Source organism: Paraburkholderia sp. BL9I2N2, from assembly GCF_004339745.1.
Lineage (GTDB): Bacteria > Pseudomonadota > Gammaproteobacteria > Burkholderiales > Burkholderiaceae > Paraburkholderia.
In genome coordinates this window covers 1,544,419-1,560,854 of record NZ_SMGP01000002.1, presented here as the reverse complement: position 1 = coordinate 1,560,854, position 16,436 = coordinate 1,544,419, and the positions used below count along the sequence as shown (strand labels likewise).

Annotated in this window: 19 protein-coding genes; 4 read left to right on the top strand and 15 right to left on the bottom strand. The window is 63.4% G+C overall.

All coding sequences use genetic code 11. The features are described from left to right. The first annotated feature begins 73 nt into the window (after positions 1 to 73). Positions 74 to 535, top strand: coding sequence for a MarR family transcriptional regulator (locus tag B0G74_RS28965; RefSeq protein WP_121309326.1), 462 nt, complete (start codon positions 74 to 76; stop codon positions 533 to 535). 125 nt (positions 536 to 660) lie between these two features. Here B0G74_RS28965 and msrA read toward each other — a convergent pair whose 3' ends face one another. From msrA to B0G74_RS28950, 3 genes are all read right to left on the bottom strand, one after another. Further along, positions 661 to 1,167, bottom strand: coding sequence for a peptide-methionine (S)-S-oxide reductase MsrA (gene msrA / locus B0G74_RS28960; RefSeq protein WP_132378672.1), 507 nt, complete (start codon positions 1,165 to 1,167; stop codon positions 661 to 663). A gap of 171 nt (positions 1,168 to 1,338) precedes the next feature. Continuing rightward, positions 1,339 to 1,611 carry a hypothetical protein gene (locus B0G74_RS28955; RefSeq protein ID WP_132378670.1) on the bottom strand — a complete coding sequence of 91 codons (273 nt, stop codon included), beginning with the start codon at positions 1,609 to 1,611 and terminating at the stop codon, positions 1,339 to 1,341. Positions 1,612 to 1,699: 88 nt separating this feature from the next. Next, positions 1,700 to 2,125: an Ohr family peroxiredoxin gene (locus B0G74_RS28950; RefSeq protein ID WP_132378668.1), complete on the bottom strand. Its 426-nt coding sequence runs from the start codon at positions 2,123 to 2,125 to the stop codon at positions 1,700 to 1,702. Between the two features lie 278 nt (positions 2,126 to 2,403). On the opposite strand from B0G74_RS28950, the gene B0G74_RS28945 reads away from it, so the two are divergent. Then, positions 2,404 to 3,555 carry an FUSC family protein gene (locus B0G74_RS28945; protein WP_243658339.1) on the top strand — a complete coding sequence of 384 codons (1,152 nt, stop codon included), beginning with the start codon at positions 2,404 to 2,406 and terminating at the stop codon, positions 3,553 to 3,555. A 39-nt stretch (positions 3,556 to 3,594) separates the two neighbouring features. Here B0G74_RS28945 and B0G74_RS28940 read toward each other — a convergent pair whose 3' ends face one another. After that, complete coding sequence (locus B0G74_RS28940; protein WP_132378666.1) at positions 3,595 to 4,506, bottom strand: LysR family transcriptional regulator; 912 nt, start codon at positions 4,504 to 4,506, stop codon at positions 3,595 to 3,597. A gap of 164 nt (positions 4,507 to 4,670) precedes the next feature. Between B0G74_RS28940 and B0G74_RS28935 the strand changes: the two genes are divergently transcribed. Then, positions 4,671 to 5,771 (top strand): nitronate monooxygenase, encoded by a 1,101-nt coding sequence (locus tag B0G74_RS28935; RefSeq protein ID WP_132378664.1) that lies wholly within the window; start codon positions 4,671 to 4,673, stop codon positions 5,769 to 5,771. Positions 5,772 to 5,814: 43 nt separating this feature from the next. Here B0G74_RS28935 and B0G74_RS28930 read toward each other — a convergent pair whose 3' ends face one another. From B0G74_RS28930 to B0G74_RS28890, 9 genes are all read right to left on the bottom strand, one after another. Next, positions 5,815 to 6,051: a 4-oxalocrotonate tautomerase family protein gene (locus B0G74_RS28930; protein ID WP_132378662.1), complete on the bottom strand. Its 237-nt coding sequence runs from the start codon at positions 6,049 to 6,051 to the stop codon at positions 5,815 to 5,817. A gap of 59 nt (positions 6,052 to 6,110) precedes the next feature. Beyond that, positions 6,111 to 6,821, bottom strand: coding sequence for an SDR family oxidoreductase (locus tag B0G74_RS28925; protein WP_132378660.1), 711 nt, complete (start codon positions 6,819 to 6,821; stop codon positions 6,111 to 6,113). A 214-nt stretch (positions 6,822 to 7,035) separates the two neighbouring features. Further along, complete coding sequence (locus B0G74_RS28920) at positions 7,036 to 8,199, bottom strand: patatin-like phospholipase family protein (protein WP_132378658.1); 1,164 nt, start codon at positions 8,197 to 8,199, stop codon at positions 7,036 to 7,038. Positions 8,200 to 8,351: 152 nt separating this feature from the next. Beyond that, entirely contained in the window at positions 8,352 to 8,735 is a 384-nt protein-coding gene (locus B0G74_RS28915) for a hypothetical protein (protein WP_132378656.1), read from the bottom strand. Between the two features lie 74 nt (positions 8,736 to 8,809). Beyond that, a complete protein-coding gene (locus tag B0G74_RS28910) occupies positions 8,810 to 9,232 on the bottom strand; it encodes a hypothetical protein (protein WP_243658338.1) in 423 nt (140 codons plus the stop codon). Between the two features lie 222 nt (positions 9,233 to 9,454). After that, entirely contained in the window at positions 9,455 to 10,588 is a 1,134-nt protein-coding gene (locus tag B0G74_RS28905) for an alkene reductase (protein ID WP_132378652.1), read from the bottom strand. Between the two features lie 130 nt (positions 10,589 to 10,718). Beyond that, a complete protein-coding gene (locus tag B0G74_RS28900; RefSeq protein WP_132378650.1) occupies positions 10,719 to 11,645 on the bottom strand; it encodes a LysR family transcriptional regulator in 927 nt (308 codons plus the stop codon). 120 nt (positions 11,646 to 11,765) lie between these two features. After that, complete coding sequence (locus B0G74_RS28895; RefSeq protein WP_132378648.1) at positions 11,766 to 12,485, bottom strand: hypothetical protein; 720 nt, start codon at positions 12,483 to 12,485, stop codon at positions 11,766 to 11,768. Positions 12,486 to 12,682: 197 nt separating this feature from the next. Continuing rightward, positions 12,683 to 13,507: an isocitrate lyase/phosphoenolpyruvate mutase family protein gene (locus B0G74_RS28890; RefSeq protein ID WP_132378646.1), complete on the bottom strand. Its 825-nt coding sequence runs from the start codon at positions 13,505 to 13,507 to the stop codon at positions 12,683 to 12,685. Between the two features lie 388 nt (positions 13,508 to 13,895). Between B0G74_RS28890 and B0G74_RS28885 the strand changes: the two genes are divergently transcribed. Next, positions 13,896 to 14,903 (top strand): LacI family DNA-binding transcriptional regulator, encoded by a 1,008-nt coding sequence (locus B0G74_RS28885; RefSeq protein ID WP_243658337.1) that lies wholly within the window; start codon positions 13,896 to 13,898, stop codon positions 14,901 to 14,903. A gap of 72 nt (positions 14,904 to 14,975) precedes the next feature. On the opposite strand, the gene B0G74_RS28880 is transcribed toward B0G74_RS28885, so the two are convergent. Next, on the bottom strand, positions 14,976 to 15,320 hold the full coding sequence (locus tag B0G74_RS28880; protein ID WP_132378642.1) for a non-heme iron oxygenase ferredoxin subunit: 345 nt from the start codon (positions 15,318 to 15,320) through the stop codon (positions 14,976 to 14,978). Between the two features lie 72 nt (positions 15,321 to 15,392). Then, positions 15,393 to 16,433: a fatty acid desaturase gene (locus B0G74_RS28875; RefSeq protein ID WP_132378640.1), complete on the bottom strand. Its 1,041-nt coding sequence runs from the start codon at positions 16,431 to 16,433 to the stop codon at positions 15,393 to 15,395. Positions 16,434 to 16,436 lie beyond the last annotated feature (3 nt).

The following is a 16,436-nucleotide window of genomic DNA, read 5'->3' as shown; positions in this document are numbered from 1 at the left end:
CGATTACGATAAAATCGCATGCGATGTATAATGTCGTTAGCGAGGCGTTAGCCTCTACCCAACGAGGACGCAGATGAAATCGACCGACCAACCAGCTTCCGCGGATGTGAAGCTCTCCGACTTCCTGTGCTTTGCGGTCTATTCCGCGAACCTGGCGTTCGGCAAGGCATACAAGCCGATTCTCGAAGAGCTTGGGCTCACCTATACGCAATACATCACCATCATTGCGCTGTGGGAGGAGGACAACCAGACCGTCAGCAGTCTGGGCGAGAAACTGTTCCTGGAGTCCAACACGCTCACGCCGATCCTGAAGAAGCTGGAGGCGGCGGGCTATGTGGAACGGCAGCGGGACCCCGAAGACGAGCGTCAGGTGCGGGTCGGCTTGACGAAAAGCGGTCGGCGTTTGCGCGAAAAAGGCCTGAACATGGACCTCGTTGAGGCAACCGGCCTCGCGCCGGACGAGTTCTCAAAAGTGCAGAAGGCGATCGTGACGCTGCGCAACAATCTCGTCAAAGCGGTTCAGAACGGGGAATGAGCGGCGGATCACGCGATCCGTGCGCGCATCAAGCGCCTTTCAAAACGAAGAAGCCCGCGAACGATGTTCGCGGGCTTCTTCTTTGCGCCACGGCGTTGCTCGACCGTTGGCGCTTGATTTAACCTTCAGCCGCGCTCGGGCAGCTTCCAGTTCGGGCGGACGAAGTGGCACGTGTATCCGTCGGGAATGCGCTCCAGATAGTCCTGATGTTCCGGCTCGGCTTCCCAGAACGGGCCGGCGGGAACGATCTCGGTGACGACCTTGCCGGGCCAGAGATCCGATGCCTCGACGTCGGCGATGGTGTTCTCGGCCACTCGCTTCTGCTCATCGTCGAGATAGAAGATGGCCGAGCGGTAGCTCATGCCGATGTCGTTGCCCTGGCGGTTCTTCGTCGTCGGATCGTGGATCTGGAAGAAAAACTCCAGGATCTTGCGATAGCTGATCTGGCGCGGGTCGAACACGATTTCGAGCGCCTCTGCGTGCGTGCCGTGGTTGCGGTAAGTGGCGTTGGGCACGTCGCCGCCCGTGTAGCCCACACGCGTGGACAGCACGCCGGGATAGCGCCGCAGCAGGTCTTGCATGCCCCAGAAGCAGCCGCCGGCCAGGATGGCGGTTTCGGTTTGCGTCGTCATTTCTATCCAATCCTTTTCGTCAGTGGTTGGCTCGCCGTTTTATCGGCTGCGGTCCCGCAAGCATGCCAGAGATCGGCCAGGCCAGTCGGCCGGCGGGCAAAGCCCATCGTGCCGACCTGGGGCATTGGCAAGCTAACCGGCCGCGCTGCGTGCCGCGGCCGGCGGCGCGCTTTAGTGACGTGCGTAAAGATTGTCGTGAAGCGCGACGGCGGCGCGGCTCGCGGACTCGGAGTGGCCGGAGACGACACCGCCATACGCGGCTTGCGAGCCGGCTGCGTCGTCGGCACTCGCCGCGACGGTTTGCGCGCTCTGCCCGCGTTGCGACGCCGGGGCGCCGACCGAAGGGCGATAGAAGGGGGCCGGACCATAGCCGCTGGCGAATGCGGGCGCGGCGGCGGAAGCAGAAAGTGCGACGAGCAATGCAGCAACGAATTTGGTTTTCATGATGGAACTCCGCTTAAAAGATGTTTGGTAAGAGGCGCGAGCCTTGCCGGATCGCGCCCCGAAAAGCCGGTTCTGTGATGGAAAAGGATCAGACCACGTTGACCACGACGTCGATGTTTCCGCGCGTTGCTTTCGAATACGGGCAGATTTCGTGCGCTTCGTGCGCGAGGGCCTCGGCGACTTCGCGCGCCACGCCCGGCACGCTGACGTCGAAGCGTGCCTGCAGGAAGTAGGCGTCGCCGGTCATGCCCAGATCCACCTCGATATCCACCGACAGATCGGCCGGAAGCGTCACCTTCTTCGCCTGAGCCACGAGGCCGATCGCGGAGATGTAACAGGCCGACCAGGCGCCCGCGAACAGCTGCTCCGCGGTCGGATGCGCCTGGACGGCCGGGAACGCGATGTCGTCGCCGGCGCCTTTGGCCGTCGACAGATTGAGGTCGACGCGGCCGCCGCGGCCGCTGAACTTCGTGTGGGTTTTGCCGGTGAGCAGGACGGTTTCGATCTTGGTCATGATGAATTCCTTGAAAGAGAGAGGGTGTCTAATCGCTTTAAATCGCATGCGATGCAATCGCATGCGTCGCATAATGAGGGAGAAGTTTGGCCTTGTCAAGCGCATGAGATTAAATCGCATACGATTTTCCATAGCCAAAGCCGCGATTAGTCGATGGCTGTCAGGAAGCGGTTGTCTTACCGGGTTGGCGAAACAAGCCGCTGACCACGATTTCAGACCGGTCCACGCCGTTCCGATCAACTAGACTACGGGTAGCCCAATCCGACGCGCCCAACGCCGTGAAGCGAACGACGATCCCGGAGAACGACAAGAAAGAGACCAGCGCCGACGCGCAAAACCGCGCGGCGAGCGATGGCATTCGAGGCGAACCTACGGGCGAGGACGGGCGTGGCGTCCTAAGAAGAGCGACGACATGGCTGGAACAGATCGATCCCGGCACGCATCGCCGGATCAAGGGACTGCGGCTTATCACCGCCTACGGCATCGCCGCTGCGCTCGGGACGTTGCAGGACATCACGCATGGTTTGCCCGGCGCGACGCTCGTCGCTTCGCTGGCCGGCAACTTCGCGCTGTGGGCCAGCGTCTCGGAAGCGCGCGTCTCGCGGCCCGAATCCAGCCGCGACCTGGCACTCCTGTGTGCCGCCGCCGTGCTCGGCGCGGCCATGTTCATCGCATTCGCCCCGCTCCTGCAGTCGATCGGCAAATCGGGCCCGGAACTGACGCTCGTCACAGGCGCCTTTCTGGTCGGCTATCTCAAGCGCTTCGGCATTCTGGGCGCGGGAATGGGCTCCCAGATATACATCGGCCAATTGCTGGCCTACAACGTCCATCTGACGACGGTCGATCTGCCGGCGGTCGGGGTGGCGGGACTGATCGCGATCATCGCGTGCATCGTTCCGCGGTTGCTCAGCGGCCCGGCGGAGCGTCCCGCCATGACGGTGCTTTCGCCTGTCAACGTGCCGGATCGCTGGATGCTTTCGGCTGAACTCATCATGGGCCTGCAGGCGGCAAGCGGCGCGCTGGTCGTCGTTGTCCTGAACGAGACGATCGGACTCAAGGAGTCGGCGTGGGCGATCACGGCAAGCACCTACGTGGTGGCGGGCTCCGCGAGCGGCACGGCGGAACGGGTGCGCCGACGGATCATCGGTACGTTGATCGGCGTTCCGGTGGGTCTAGCCTGCCTGCCGCTCGTCGAGCACGCGCCGCTGCTCGCCTGGGCCGCCGTCGCGGCCGCCATGATCGTCTACGCGATGACGTTGCCCGATCGCTACGACATCGCTTGCGGAGCGTTCGCCTTCACGCTGATCGTGACGCTGGCGATCGGCGGCGTGCACTCCATTTCGATTCTTGGCGCGCGCGCCTGGGAGACGCTCCTCGGCGGCGTGCTTGGACTGCTGGCGGCGAAGTTCATCTTCCCGCTGCGCCTGTGACGGGCCGTGGCGGAGAGCGTCGCGCGACCGTCCGCAAGCCTACGACCCCAGCCTTTCCATCAGGAAGTCGACGAAACTGCGCACGCGCGAGGACAGATGCCGCGCATGCGGATAAAGCAGCACGAACGGCCGCGAGCAACCGCCATAGGGAATGAGCAATTCCTTGAGCGTTCCCTCAGCAAGGTCTTTCTCGACAATGAACCGGTAGGTTTGAAAAATACCCGCACCGTGACGCGCGAGCGTCGCCCCGGCAAGCACGTCGCCCGATGACGTGCAAGCGCCGCTCGTCATCGTCTCGACAACTTCGCCTTCGTGTTTGAACAGCCACGGAAGATTGCGGCCGGTGCTCGGCAACGCGTACTGGACACAGTCGTGATGGTTCAGGTCGTCCGGCGTTTTCAGCTTGGCGGCGCCACGCAGATAAGCCGGCGAAGCGATGACCACCAGTTCCGCGTCCTCGATCGTGCGCGCGATCAGCCCCGAGTCTCCGGGCGCCGCGCCGCGAATGGCCAGGTCGAAGCCTTCTTCGCCAAAATCGATGTTGCGATTGCTGAGATGCGTTTCCACCGTCACGCCCGGATAGCGCTTGCGAAACTCGGCCAGCAGGGGAAGCACGCGGTAGTGTCCATACGGCGTCGGCATGCTGATGCGCAGCACGCCGGTCGGCGCGGTTTGCTGTCCGGTCGCTTCGCGCTCGGCTTCGGCGAGCTGGGCCAGCGCCAGACGACATTGTTCGAAGTAGCGTCGTCCCGCATCGGTTAGGCGGATCTGTCGGGTGGTCCGCACGAACAATCGCACGCCGAGGCGCTCTTCCAGACGCGCGACCGTACGACTGACGGCGGCCGGCGTGACGCTCGCGGCGTTGGCGGCCTCGGTGAAACTCTCCAGTTCGGCCGCGAGACAGAACAGTTCGATACTGCCCAGAAGGACATCTTCAAATTGACGCTGCATGGTCTCTCGGCGAAGTGCCTGATCGCGCTGTCTTGTCCGGGCAGAATGCCGCCCGGAACGGCCGCAGCGCGAACGCAACGGCGGCGCGGCCGCGTTGGATGCGGAACAAGGGTTCAAACGGAATATCAGGACTATATTGTAGTGAGACTCGATGAGGAAGCGACATGAGCAATCAGACAGACAACCGCGCCTTGCTGCACGTGCTGGGCATCGACAAACCGATCATTCAGGCGCCGATGGCCGGCGTCACCACGCCCGCCCTGGCTGCGGCTGTTTCCAATGCGGGCGGGCTCGGCTCGCTGGGCGTCGGAGCGATGAACGCTGACGGCGCGCGCAAGGTGATCAGGGAGACGCGCGCACTGACGGGCAAGCCGTTCAACATCAACGTGTTCTGCCATCAGCCTGCGCAAGCGGACGCGGCGCTCGAGCAGCAATGGTTGAGCTGGCTTGCGCCGCACTTCGAAAAATATGGGGCAACGCCGCCGGCCAAGCTGTCGGAGATTTACACGAGCTTTCTTGCGGATCCCGCCATGCTGGCGGTTTTTCTGGAGGAGAAGCCGGCGATCGTCAGTTTCCACTTCGGCTTGCCTTCCGCCGATGTCATCGCCGAACTGAGGAAGGCGGGCATCAAGCTGCTTGCCAGTGCGACCAATCTGGAGGAAGCGGCGCAGGTCGAAGCGGCCGGCGTCGATGCGATCGTGGCGCAAGGGATCGAGGCCGGCGGGCATCGCGGTGTGTTCGACCCGGATGCATTCGACGACAGGTTGGGCACGTTCGCCCTGACGCGTTTGCTGGTCAGGGAATGCCGGCTGCCGGTGATCGCGGCCGGCGGCATCATGGACGGCGCCGGCATTGCGGCGGCGCTCGCGCTCGGCGCTCAGGCCGCGCAGCTTGGCACGGCCTTTGTGACGTGCCCGGAAACGTCGATCGACGAGGGTTATCGTCGCGCGATGCTCGGCGAGGCGGCTCGCCGCACGACGTTCACGGCGGCGATCTCCGGGCGGCTGGCGAGAAGCATGGCGAACAGCTTCACGGCGCTCGGCGCCGACCCGCATTCACCCAGGCCGGCCGCCTATCCGATTGCCTACGACGCCGGTAAGGCGCTGAATGCGGCAGCGAAGGCGAAAGGCGAGTTCGGCTACGGCGCGCATTGGGCAGGCCAGGCCGCCGCGCTGGCGAGGTCGATGCCCGCGGCGGAACTGATGGTCCAGCTGGAGCGCGAACTGAAGCAGAGCATCGAGCAGCTGCGGCAGTTCGCGAGCTAAAAACTGGAAGGCCACAACGGGTAGAGCGATCCCCGCCCGACGCTCAACCCGGCTTCTGGGCCAGCTGCTTGCGATAGGCTTCGACCGGCAATCCGCCCCAGCCCCAGTTTTCGGTGTCCACTTCTTCGATGACAACGAAGGTCGCTGCGAGCGGCTTGTTCAGCACGTCCAGCAGCACCTGACTGACGCCTGCGATGAGCTGGGCTTTTTCGTCGGCTGTGACGGCATCGTTGCCGGGTTTGGAACCTTCGCGGGTCACCTGAATTGTGACGATAGGCATGGCGTTCTCCGTAACTCTCGGTTGACGTGAAGGCGCCGATCAGCGGCGCCCTGGCGTGATCAGTGGCCCGCGCTCTGGCCGCCGTCGACGTGCAGGATTTCGCCCGTCACGAACGGCGCTGAATCCAGATACAGGACAGCGCCCACGATATCGCTCATTTCGCCCATGTGCCCGACAGGATGCAGCCCGCCAAGCGCCGCATGGGTTTCTTGCGCATGCATGGGCGACTTGATGATGCCCGGCGAGACGGCGTTCGCGCGGATGCCTCTCTTCGCGTATTCGATGGCCAGCGACTTCGTGGCCGCGTTCAGGCCGCCCTTGGTCAGCGAGGCCAGCACCGACGGTACGCCGTCGATAGCGTGGTCGACGAGGCTCGTCGAAATGCTGACCACGTGGCCGCTGCCATTCTTTTCCATCTCGGCAATGGCGAGTTGCGTGATGAAAAAGAAGCCGTTGAGGTTCACGGCGGTGACGTTTGCGTAGTCTTCGGCCGTATAGCTGGTGAAGGGCTTGGCGACGAAAATGCCGGCGTTGTTGACGAGCGTGTCGATGCGGCCAAAGCGGGCGATGGTTTCGGCAATCACGCGCTGCGCGGTGGCCGGGTCGCCGATATCGCCTGCCACGGTCAGGACGTTGGGATCTTCCGAGGGCTTGACCGAACGTGCGGTGGCGACGACGCGGTAGTCGAGCTTGCGAAACGCGTTGACCAGTTCGGCGCCGATGCCTTGCGATGCGCCCGTAACGACGACGACTTTTTGTGACGTGTTCATGGCTAAATCTCCGGATAAGTAACTTGGGATCAAATGCTGATCGGGCCAGCGGCTCCGATGGGTATGAAATCTAGGCGCATCGGCGCCGATCTCGAACACCCGCCATGGACAAACAGTCTTGCGTGCGAGGTACAAATGGGATTTGCGGCGGTTGGGCGCGCGAGGCTTACGCCGCGCCCGGCATCGCTAGTCGCTGCCGGCGGTGCTAACGCGATTATTTTTGGCTTTCCGCCGAGGCCATGCGAAAGACCGAGAGGCCTTCCATCGGGTCCAATGATTCCCGCCAGGGCGCGCGCTTCAGCAAGCGGACCGTGTCTTCGTAACCCGCAAGCCAGCGCCGCTTGATGCCCGCCGACGAAAAATCGATATCCCTGTTCAGGTCATCGTTATCGAATGCCGGTGCGTCGAGTTCCAGCACTCGCATCGTGGTGCCGCAACCCCAGCCGAGGAGGTCGCGCACCTGCGGATCGTCGCGTACCTCTTCGGGCAGATGCTGTCCGAGTTCACGAATCACGTGGCGCAAACGGTGAATCTGCTTCTGTCGATCGAGATGACTTTCCGCGCGGCTCGAATACTGAATGTCGCGCTGCCGGCTCATGACCTGCAAGATCGATTCGGGTTCCGGACCGCTCGAAGGCCATAACTGCACCGAAAAAATCACCGAGTCGCGCCGCGGGCGGTCGTCGAGCACGGCTTCGAGCGGCGTATTCGAATAGATGCCGCCGTCCCAGTACGATTCGCCTTCCAGTTGCACCGCTGGGAAGCCGGGCGGAAAAGCGGCGGAGGCCATCACGTGTTCGACGTCGAGCAGCGCGTCGCGATTGGTGAAGTAGCGCATGCGTCCGCTGCGGACATTGACTGTGCCGACTGTCAGCCGCGTCGCCTTCTGATTCAGGTAGTCGAAATCGACCAGCGAGGACAAGGTTTCGCGCAGCGGTCCGGTTGAATAGAAAGCTGCCTGATCGGAACGGACGCGTGCCTGAATGCCCGCCCAGGATTGCAACTGTGGAGTGAAAAACGACGGCACGCCTTGAGTGACCGTGGCAAGGTCGCGCAGCCAGTTTGCGAGTCCCGGCAGCCAGCTTGCTGCCTCGACGCCATGACGCGCCACGCCGTTCCAGAACTGGGTCAAGCGCGCCATGCGGTTCTCGGGCAGATTGCCGGCGATGATCGCGCCATTTATCGCGCCGATCGACGTGCCGATGACCCAGTGCGGTTCGACTTTGCCGTCATGAAGTGCCTGATACACGCCCGCCTGGTACGCGCCGAGGGCGCCGCCGCCCTGAAAGCCCAGGACAATCTGGCCGGGAATGTCCGGTGGGGCGTCCGGCCCGCCGGCTGCGCCGGTCTCGTGTTCGACGTGCGTTTCGTTGCCCATGACAAGCCTCCTGGACACCTGCTGCGGTGCCGCTGATTTTGCCACGGTATGGATCCGCACCATCACCGGCAGTGGTGAATTTAGTCAAACCGTGGAGCCGGGCGGCAGGCGCAAACACGCGGGTGAGCCGAGCGTTTGAGCGGCGCGACGCTTTACGCCTTCGGCAGCCTGGATTTTCTGCTGCGCTCTCGCGGCTTCGGCTCGACGCCCACGCGCGGATCGCGGGCGAGCACCAGCGCCGTCAACCGTTCGGTGACAGTTTCAAACGCCGGATCGTCTTGCGGTATGTAGAGCCATTTGCCGAGCACGGGATGCGCCCGCAAGGCCGGTATTTCTTCGATCAGCGCGGCGTGACGTTCGTGTGACGTGCACACCAGCAGGCCATTCCACGGCTTGTCGCGATCCGCGGCGATCAGGCACAAGAGTCCGTCGATATAAGCGGCGTCGCTGCCGAACATCCGCTTGCTGATGTAAGTCGGATCGCGCTCGAACGCGTCGAAGATCCAGATGAGCGAGTTGCGCACGGATGAGGGCATCGGGCGTGAAGTCCTTGGCGACGTGGGCGATGAGGAGCGAAAAGCATAGCACCGCGACGCCCGGCCGCCCTTCGTCAATCGGTGCAGATCACCGCGGTCAGCAGCAACGGAATGACCGAGTGCACCTTGGCGGTGCTTCCGGCCGCGCGCACGCGCGTTTCGACCGACTCGCTCGGCGCGGACAGCACGACGCCGTATAACGGGCCCGCGAGGGCCTGGCCGCGGCCTTTCTTGAACATCCCGTCGTCCGGCTCGTAGCCGAGCACGGCGTAGACGCGAAAGCCGAAGACGGTCATGTCGCTGCCGTGCACGGGACGAAACGCGTTGACGGAGTTCTTGTCGACCCGCATGGGATTGGACTCGATGTACTTGTCGTCGATGAGTTTCGTGATGAACGCGTGGGGACGCGCCTGGCAGTCGAACTGGTCGTCGAGCGCGTAGGCATGCGAGGCCGCCGGGCAGAAGCCGACGCTTGAGACGAGGAGTGCGGCAAGCACTCTGAAAGGACGAGGTTCCATAACTGGCGGCCCAAACTGCGGGCGTCGACAGGCTTGAACGCACGCTAGTCATCAGTCTCTCATGGCTGCGTGAACAGCGTACGTGCGTCAGCGAACTTTGGCGGCGTCGTGCATCTGGGGCGAAAGCGCGTCTCGCGCCGCACGCGTGAGCGCGTTCGAGGGGCGCCGGACGTGTGCCCATGCCCGTGCTCATACCCGTGATCAGGCGGCCAATTCCAGCGCCGCGTCACGGCTCGCTTCAGGCGCCCGGTAGAACGGGTAGTCGGTGTAGCCGACAGCCGTGCCGCCGTAGAACGTGTCGCGATCGTAGTCATTCAGCGGCAGTTTGTGGCGAAAACGTTCGGGCAAGTCAGGATTGGAGATGAAGTAACGACCGAACGCCACCAGGTCGGCGCTGCGTTCGGCAAGAATCGCTTGCGCCGAGTCGGCGTCGAATCCACCGGCCGCGATGATCGTGCCGCGATACGACTGGCGGAACCGGCGCGCGGCGATCGGATTCTGATCCCGGCTTTCGTCGGCTGCGTTACCCGCTATGCGCGGTTCGATCAGATGGAGGTAGGCGAGATCGAGCTTGTCGAGTTCTTTCACGACATGCGTGAAGAGCGCGACGGGATCGCTATCCGACATGTCGCCGAACGAGCCGCTGGGCCCGATGCGCACGGCCACGCGATCGCTGCCCCAAACGGAGATCGCAGCCTGCGTGACTTCGAGCAGGAAACGCGCGCGGTTCTCGATCGAACCGCCGTACCCGTCGTTACGCTGGTTGCTGCCGTCATGCAGAAACTGGTCGATGATATAGCCGTTCGCACCGTGAATTTCGACGCCGTCGAATCCCGCTTCCAAACCGCGCTGTGCTGCCGAGCGAAAGTCTTCGACCAGCGCTACGACTTCGGCTTCGGTGAGCGCGCGATTCGGCGTGCTCGGCACCCAGCCGCTGGCAGTGTAGGCGAGTCCTTCCGATTCGATTTCAGACGGGCCGACAGGCAGCACGCGATCCGGTTGCATATCGCGATGCGACTGGCGGCCCGCATGGAACAACTGCAGGAAAATGCGGCCGCCTTTTGCATGCACGGTCTCAGTGATTGTCTTCCAGCCGGGAATCTGCGCATCCGAGTAGATTCCGGGTGCGCCGAGGTAGCCGTTGCCGTTCGCCGACACGACAGTCGCTTCCGACACGATGAAGCCGCCCGCCGAAGCGCGCTGCTCGTAGTATTCGCGCATCAACGGATTGGGCACGTCGCCCTTCGCCGAACGCATGCGTGTGAGCGGCGCCATCACGACGCGATGCTGCAATTGATAAGGACCCAGCTTGATGGGATTGAAGAGTTCAGACATGTCGATCACCTTTTCTGTGGAGTGCCTGCGTTGAGCAGATGGACGCAGAGTAGGTGATCGCCATTTCGCAATAAATAGGCGTGAAGGTCCTACTTTATTTCACAGGTGAAACAATCTCGGGTGGCTGGCTTTACGTGCGCAGCGCCGGTTTGTGCGCCGTGTCGCTGGCCGCGAACAGGGCGACCAGCCAGTCGACGAATACGCGGACCTTGGCGCTCAAATGCCGGTTCGGCGGATAGACGACGTACACGGGAATGGGGTCGGCCCACCAATCGGCAAAGGCCGGTTCCAGTGCGCCGCTTTCGAAATGCATCCGGCCGAGAAACGTCAGCGCATGCACGACGCCCAGACCGGACAGGCCCATCGCGAGACAGGCCGTCGAATCGTTCGCGGTCAGCGTGCGCTCGGGCGTCAGGTCGACTTTCTCGCCGTTTCTCGTGACCGCGATCGGGAACGCCCGTCCGGTTCGCGCCGCGACCATCTGGATCACCACGTGCCCATGTTCCAGTTCCGAGGGATGCTTGGGGCGGCCATGCCGTTTCCAGTAGTCCGGGGTCGCGCAAAGCACCTGGCGCACTTCGCCGAGCCGTCGCGCGACCAGCGACTGGTCGGTGACCTTGCCGGTGCGCACGACGCAATCGATGTTTTCCGCCACGAGATCGAGTGGCCGGTCGCTGACACCGAAGTCGAGCTTGATATCCGGGTAGCGCGCGACGAAATCGGGCAGCGCCGGGATGATGAGGCCGAGCCCTATCGGCACCGGAAAATCGACGCGCAGACGGCCGCGAGGATTGCTCTTCGCGCGCGCCATCACGCCTTCGAGTTCCTGGAGTTCGTTGAGCAGCCGCACGGCACGCTCGTAGTAGGCAGTGCCGTCGGTGGTGGGGCTGACCTTGCGGGTGGTGCGGTTGAGCAGCTTGGTGTCCAACTCCGCTTCGAGCGTTTGAATCAGCCGGGTGACGGTCGGCTTGGGGATGTTCAGGGTCTCGGAGGCTCTCGTGAACGTTCCCGTTTCCACCACGCGCACAAAAGCCTGCATCGCCTGAAATTTGTCCAAGGGCCACCCCTGTTGAATTGGCTCGCTCGAGCCGCACCGGCGGGCGGTGCGATCCGATCATACATCGAGTTCGCCGATCCTTTTATGGCCCGCGGGCGCTTGCGTCCTGCCGCAAGCGGTTTACTGGAATTCGATATGGCCGAAGTCGAGCGCGACGAGCAAGGGTTCCGGCACCTTCTGCATCGCGCTGTCATAGGCGTAGATGCGGCGCCGCGTCGGCATCTGGATACCCTGGAACTCGCGATATTCGCTGACATAATTCGCACCGGTCGCGCCGCCGAGAATATCGACGGTGTAGTCATGGCGGCGCATCAGTCCATCGGGGCCGAAATGGGTAATCTGCGTACGCGTGTGACTCGCGATGCGTTCGGGAAACGTCACCTTCAGACGGCGCCAGGTTTCGCCGTTCTCATGCCACGGCTCGATCTCCTCGCTTTCGAAACCCGGATAGGTGTAGAGGAAAGGCGAAGTCAGGTAGGTCCAGAGCGCTTCGCTGGCGAAGTACGCCACGTGAAATTTGTCCCACGGCGTCTCGAGCGTCTGACCGGCAAAAGCGGCCTCCGGATGCTCGCGCGTTTCGGTGACCGCGCCGTCGAGTGTTTCCAGCGTCAGGCGCTCAGGCACAAACACGCTGCGCAGATTAGGCGCCGTGAACGGGGTAATGGTCAGCTTCTCAGTATGCGTCGTGAGGTCGATACGCTTGTCGACGAGCAGTCCAGGCTGTTGCTTGACATGCCAGATGGCGCCGTCGACGGACAGTTCGGCGGAGAGTCGCGTGAAGCTATCCCAGCGTTCCATCCCACCATGTGCGTCAACAGCGAATGCCAGGAGATCGTTCATGGGTTCCACCTCGTGAGTTGACGCGGGTAACGGCAGGGTGCTGGCTCGGATATTCTGGAAGCCAAAGTATCCTATCTGACATACGGAATTCACCGTACGTCAAATGTTCCGTCTTTCCGGTCAATCACGCGCGGGCGCGGCTATGCCGGCTATCCGACGCTATGAGGCGCGTTAGCCGCAAGCCGCGTCATCACGCTTCAAGCACGGTTCTGGAACAGCTCATTGAGTTGCGAGCCCGGCGCCGCGCCGGCAAAGCCGTCGAAGCGGCCCTGCGCAAGCGACTGTGCCGCCTGCATGAAGCCACCCCACGCGGCGCGGGCCAACGCCCCGCCGACACTGATGCGCCGCACGCCGAGCGCGGCCACGTCCTGCAGCGTGAACGCCGACGTCGAACCGATCAGCAGATTGACGGGTTTCGGCGCCACGGCGGCGACCACGGCCTCGATCTGCTCGCGCGTCTGGATGCCCGGCGCGTACAGGCAATCGGCGCCGGCCGCGGCATAGGCCTTGAGGCGCGCGATCGCGTCGTCGAGATCGGGCGAGCCGGCGAAGAAGTTCTCCGCCCGGCCGACCAGCAGCGTATCGCCGCCGTTTTCGTCGATGGCGCGGCGCGCAGCGCTGATCCGTTCGACGGCGACCTCGACAGGAAAGAGCGGCGCGGCGGCGTCGCCCGTGGAGTCTTCGATCGACAGGCCGGCCACGCCGGTTTCGACGGCGAGCCTGACGCTTTCCGCGACCTCGTTCGGCGTGCTGCCGAAGCCGTTCTCGAAGTCCGCGTTGACGGGCAGGTCGGTTGCTTCGACGATCTTACGCAGATGCGCGAGGATCGCCTCGCGCGGCAATGTGTTGTCGGCGTGTCCGGTGGACCAGGCAAAGCCGGAACTGGTCGTGGCGAGCGCCTGGAAGCCGAGCGTATGCAGATAGCGCGCGCTGCCGGCATCCCACGGATTGGGCAGCACGAAGCAACCGGACGTGTGCAGCGCTTTGAACGCGGCGCGCTTCTCGGCGACGGTGCGGGACATGGCGTATCTCCTGAAAGCGGGCGAGCCTGAACTGCCCGTACTGGTTATGCGACCTCGAGGTCCACGACCGGGAAGTCGGTTTCGGTGTCCGCGGTGAGCGGTTCGTCGGCCTGGCGGAGCCGCTTGCGGCGGGTCTCATCATCCGTGAAATTTACTCTTTTGTGTGCGACATACGTATGTTCGGAGAGGTGTCGCTGCTCGCCAGCCTCGCGAGCGCGCCTTTCGACGCGCACTGACGAGGCAGCTCGTTGACGTCCCCGATCGATGTTTACGCAACCGGCGGCATGGCTTGATGCGCCACAGCCGGGATGCGATGATCCGGTCATCGTCGCTTCCTCTTTCTGTCAGCCCGACGCGAATGCCCAGCTCCACACGCCGCAAAACGAGCATGACCGACATCGCGAAGGCCGCCGGTGTCAGCGAGGCGACCGTCGACCGAGTGCTGAACGGGCGAGGCGGCGTGTCGCGCGCGAAGGAAATGAGCGTGCTCGAATGGGCGCGCAAGCTGAAGATCGACCGCGCGCTCGACTCGGTGTCGGTACGCTGGTTGCGTATCGCGATCCTGTTGCAGCAACCGGTGTCGCCTTACTACGTGTCGTTGAAGCAGGGCTTCGAAGTGGCGCAAAAGACGTTCGAGGGGCAGCGCGTGATCTGCGCGGTCACTTACTTCGACAGCCTCGATCCGGCGCGCGTGGTCGACACCATTCACCGCGCCACGCAGAAGGCCGACGCGCTCGTCATCGTCGCGTATGAGCATCCGGACATTACCGCGGCGCTGCGGCAGATCAGCCGCACCATTCCGGTCGTGACGCTCGCCAGCGATCTGCCGGGCACGGGGCGGCTCGCCTACGTCGGCGTGGACAACCGCTGCGCGGGACGTGTCGCGGGCGAACTGGTCGGGCGCTTCATCGGCGAGGCGGGCGGTAAGGTGCTCGTGCTGACCGGCATGCATGATTTTCTCGGCCATGAAGAGCGCGAAAGCGGCTTTCGTTCCGTGCTGCGGCGGCGCTTTCCGAACTGCGACATCGTAGAGACCGTGGAGAGCCGCGAGCAGTCGGTGATCACCGAACGGCTCACTCGCGACGCCTTCCGGCGCTATCCCGACTTGCGCGGCATCTACAACATTTCCGTCGGCAACGAAGGCGTCGGCGCGGCGCTCGTGGCGCTCGAGCGCACGCGCTCGACGGTGTTCGTCGGTCACGAACTCAACGAGAGTTCGCGACGGCTGCTGATAGAAGGCACGCTCGACGCCGTGCTCGATCAGAATCCGGCCGGCGAAGCCATGCGTTCCATCGAAATCGTTCTGCGGCACTATCATCGCGATCCGGGCGTTGCCATGCCGCATCAGATTCCCGTCACCGTGCTATTGCGCGAGAATCTGCCGCTCAGCGACTAGCCTCGCATCGTGCATGCGTGGCTCGCGTGCCGTACTGGCCGGCGCCGACGATGACCATCGCGGGATGGCTTGTCATGAATCGTCCTTGGCGGGAACGCCCAGCAGCACTTCGCCGTTCTCCACACGCACCGGATAAGTTTGCAGATGCACGCACACAGGCGGGCTTTTCGGCTCGCCGGTGGGAATGTCGAAACGCCCCTGATGCAGCGGACATTCGATCTCGCGATTCACGACGAAGCCGTCGGCGAGATGTGCGTGTTCGTGCGTGCACCAGCCGTCGGATGCGAAGAAGCCCTGATCGATCCGGTACACCGCGTAGCTCGCGCCGGCGTGGTCGAAGCGAATCACGTCTTCTTCATCGATATCGCCGGTGGCGCAGGCCACCACCCACTTGATGTTGCCGGTTTCGACGGTCACGAAAGTCTCCATTGTTCAACGGGATTCAGGGGCGTTCAAGCGTTCGACTGTGCGGGGAATGCGCCGCGCCGGTCATGCGGGCGCGTCCTCGACCGGGATCTTCCGTTCGATCACGTGCGCAGGATCGGAGCGCTGTTTCCACAGCGCGGGCAGCATCTCGCGATACGCCGCAAAGAGACTCGGATAGGCCGGCGGCAACTGGTCCTTGATCGCTTCGTGCAGACGCGGCAGCGCGTGGAACGGCACCATCGGCAGCAGATGATGTTCGAGGTGGTAATTCATGTTGAGGTAGAGAAAGCGGAACACCGGATTGATATGCACCGTGCGCGTGTTCAGCCGATGATCCTTCACGTTGACGGCGAGTCCCGCATGTTGCGTAAGGCCGAGCAATTGATGCAGCCAGCCGCCGTAGAAGCGCGGCGTCCAGACGAACATGAGCGGCAGGAAACTGCGCATGGCGATCGCGAGCGCGACCGTGCCCAGCACCACCGCGAGGTAGATGCGGCAGGACCAGATCATCTTGGGTTTCTCGGTGGCAGGGAGAAACGCGTCGGTCGCGGCGTCGACACGGCCGAATGCATGCCGTACGACCTTGCCGATTTCCACCGTGCAGCCCATCAGGCCGAGAAAGTCGATGACGATCGGCCAGACTTTGGTCGGCCGTGCGACCTGGATCTCGGGGTCACGCGCCTGGAAGTAGGTGTGCGTGTGGTGCCGCGCGTGGCTCCAGCGCCACCAGTAGGCTTCGCGAATCGTCATGAACGACGACAAGTGATAGAAGAAGTCGTTGGCGCGGCGGCTCTTGAACGGCGTGCCGTGCGCGAGTTCGTGCCAGCGCGCGTCGCTTGACGAATAGATCGTGCCGTAGACGAAGAACGCCGGCACCGCCCACCAGCTTCCCCATGTCATTGCCGCGACGACACCCGACGCGATCAGCAAGGCCAGCCATAGTCCAAAGTTGCGCCAGCCTTCGGCGTCGCTGCGCTTCATCAATTCCTTGAGCGCGGCGCGCGCAATGACGGGCTGATACCACTGCTGGCCGATGCCGTCTTCGAAGGCTGTGTCGGTGACGCGAGGTGCGGCTGTGCTACCGACGCCGGGAGTCGTGGACATGGG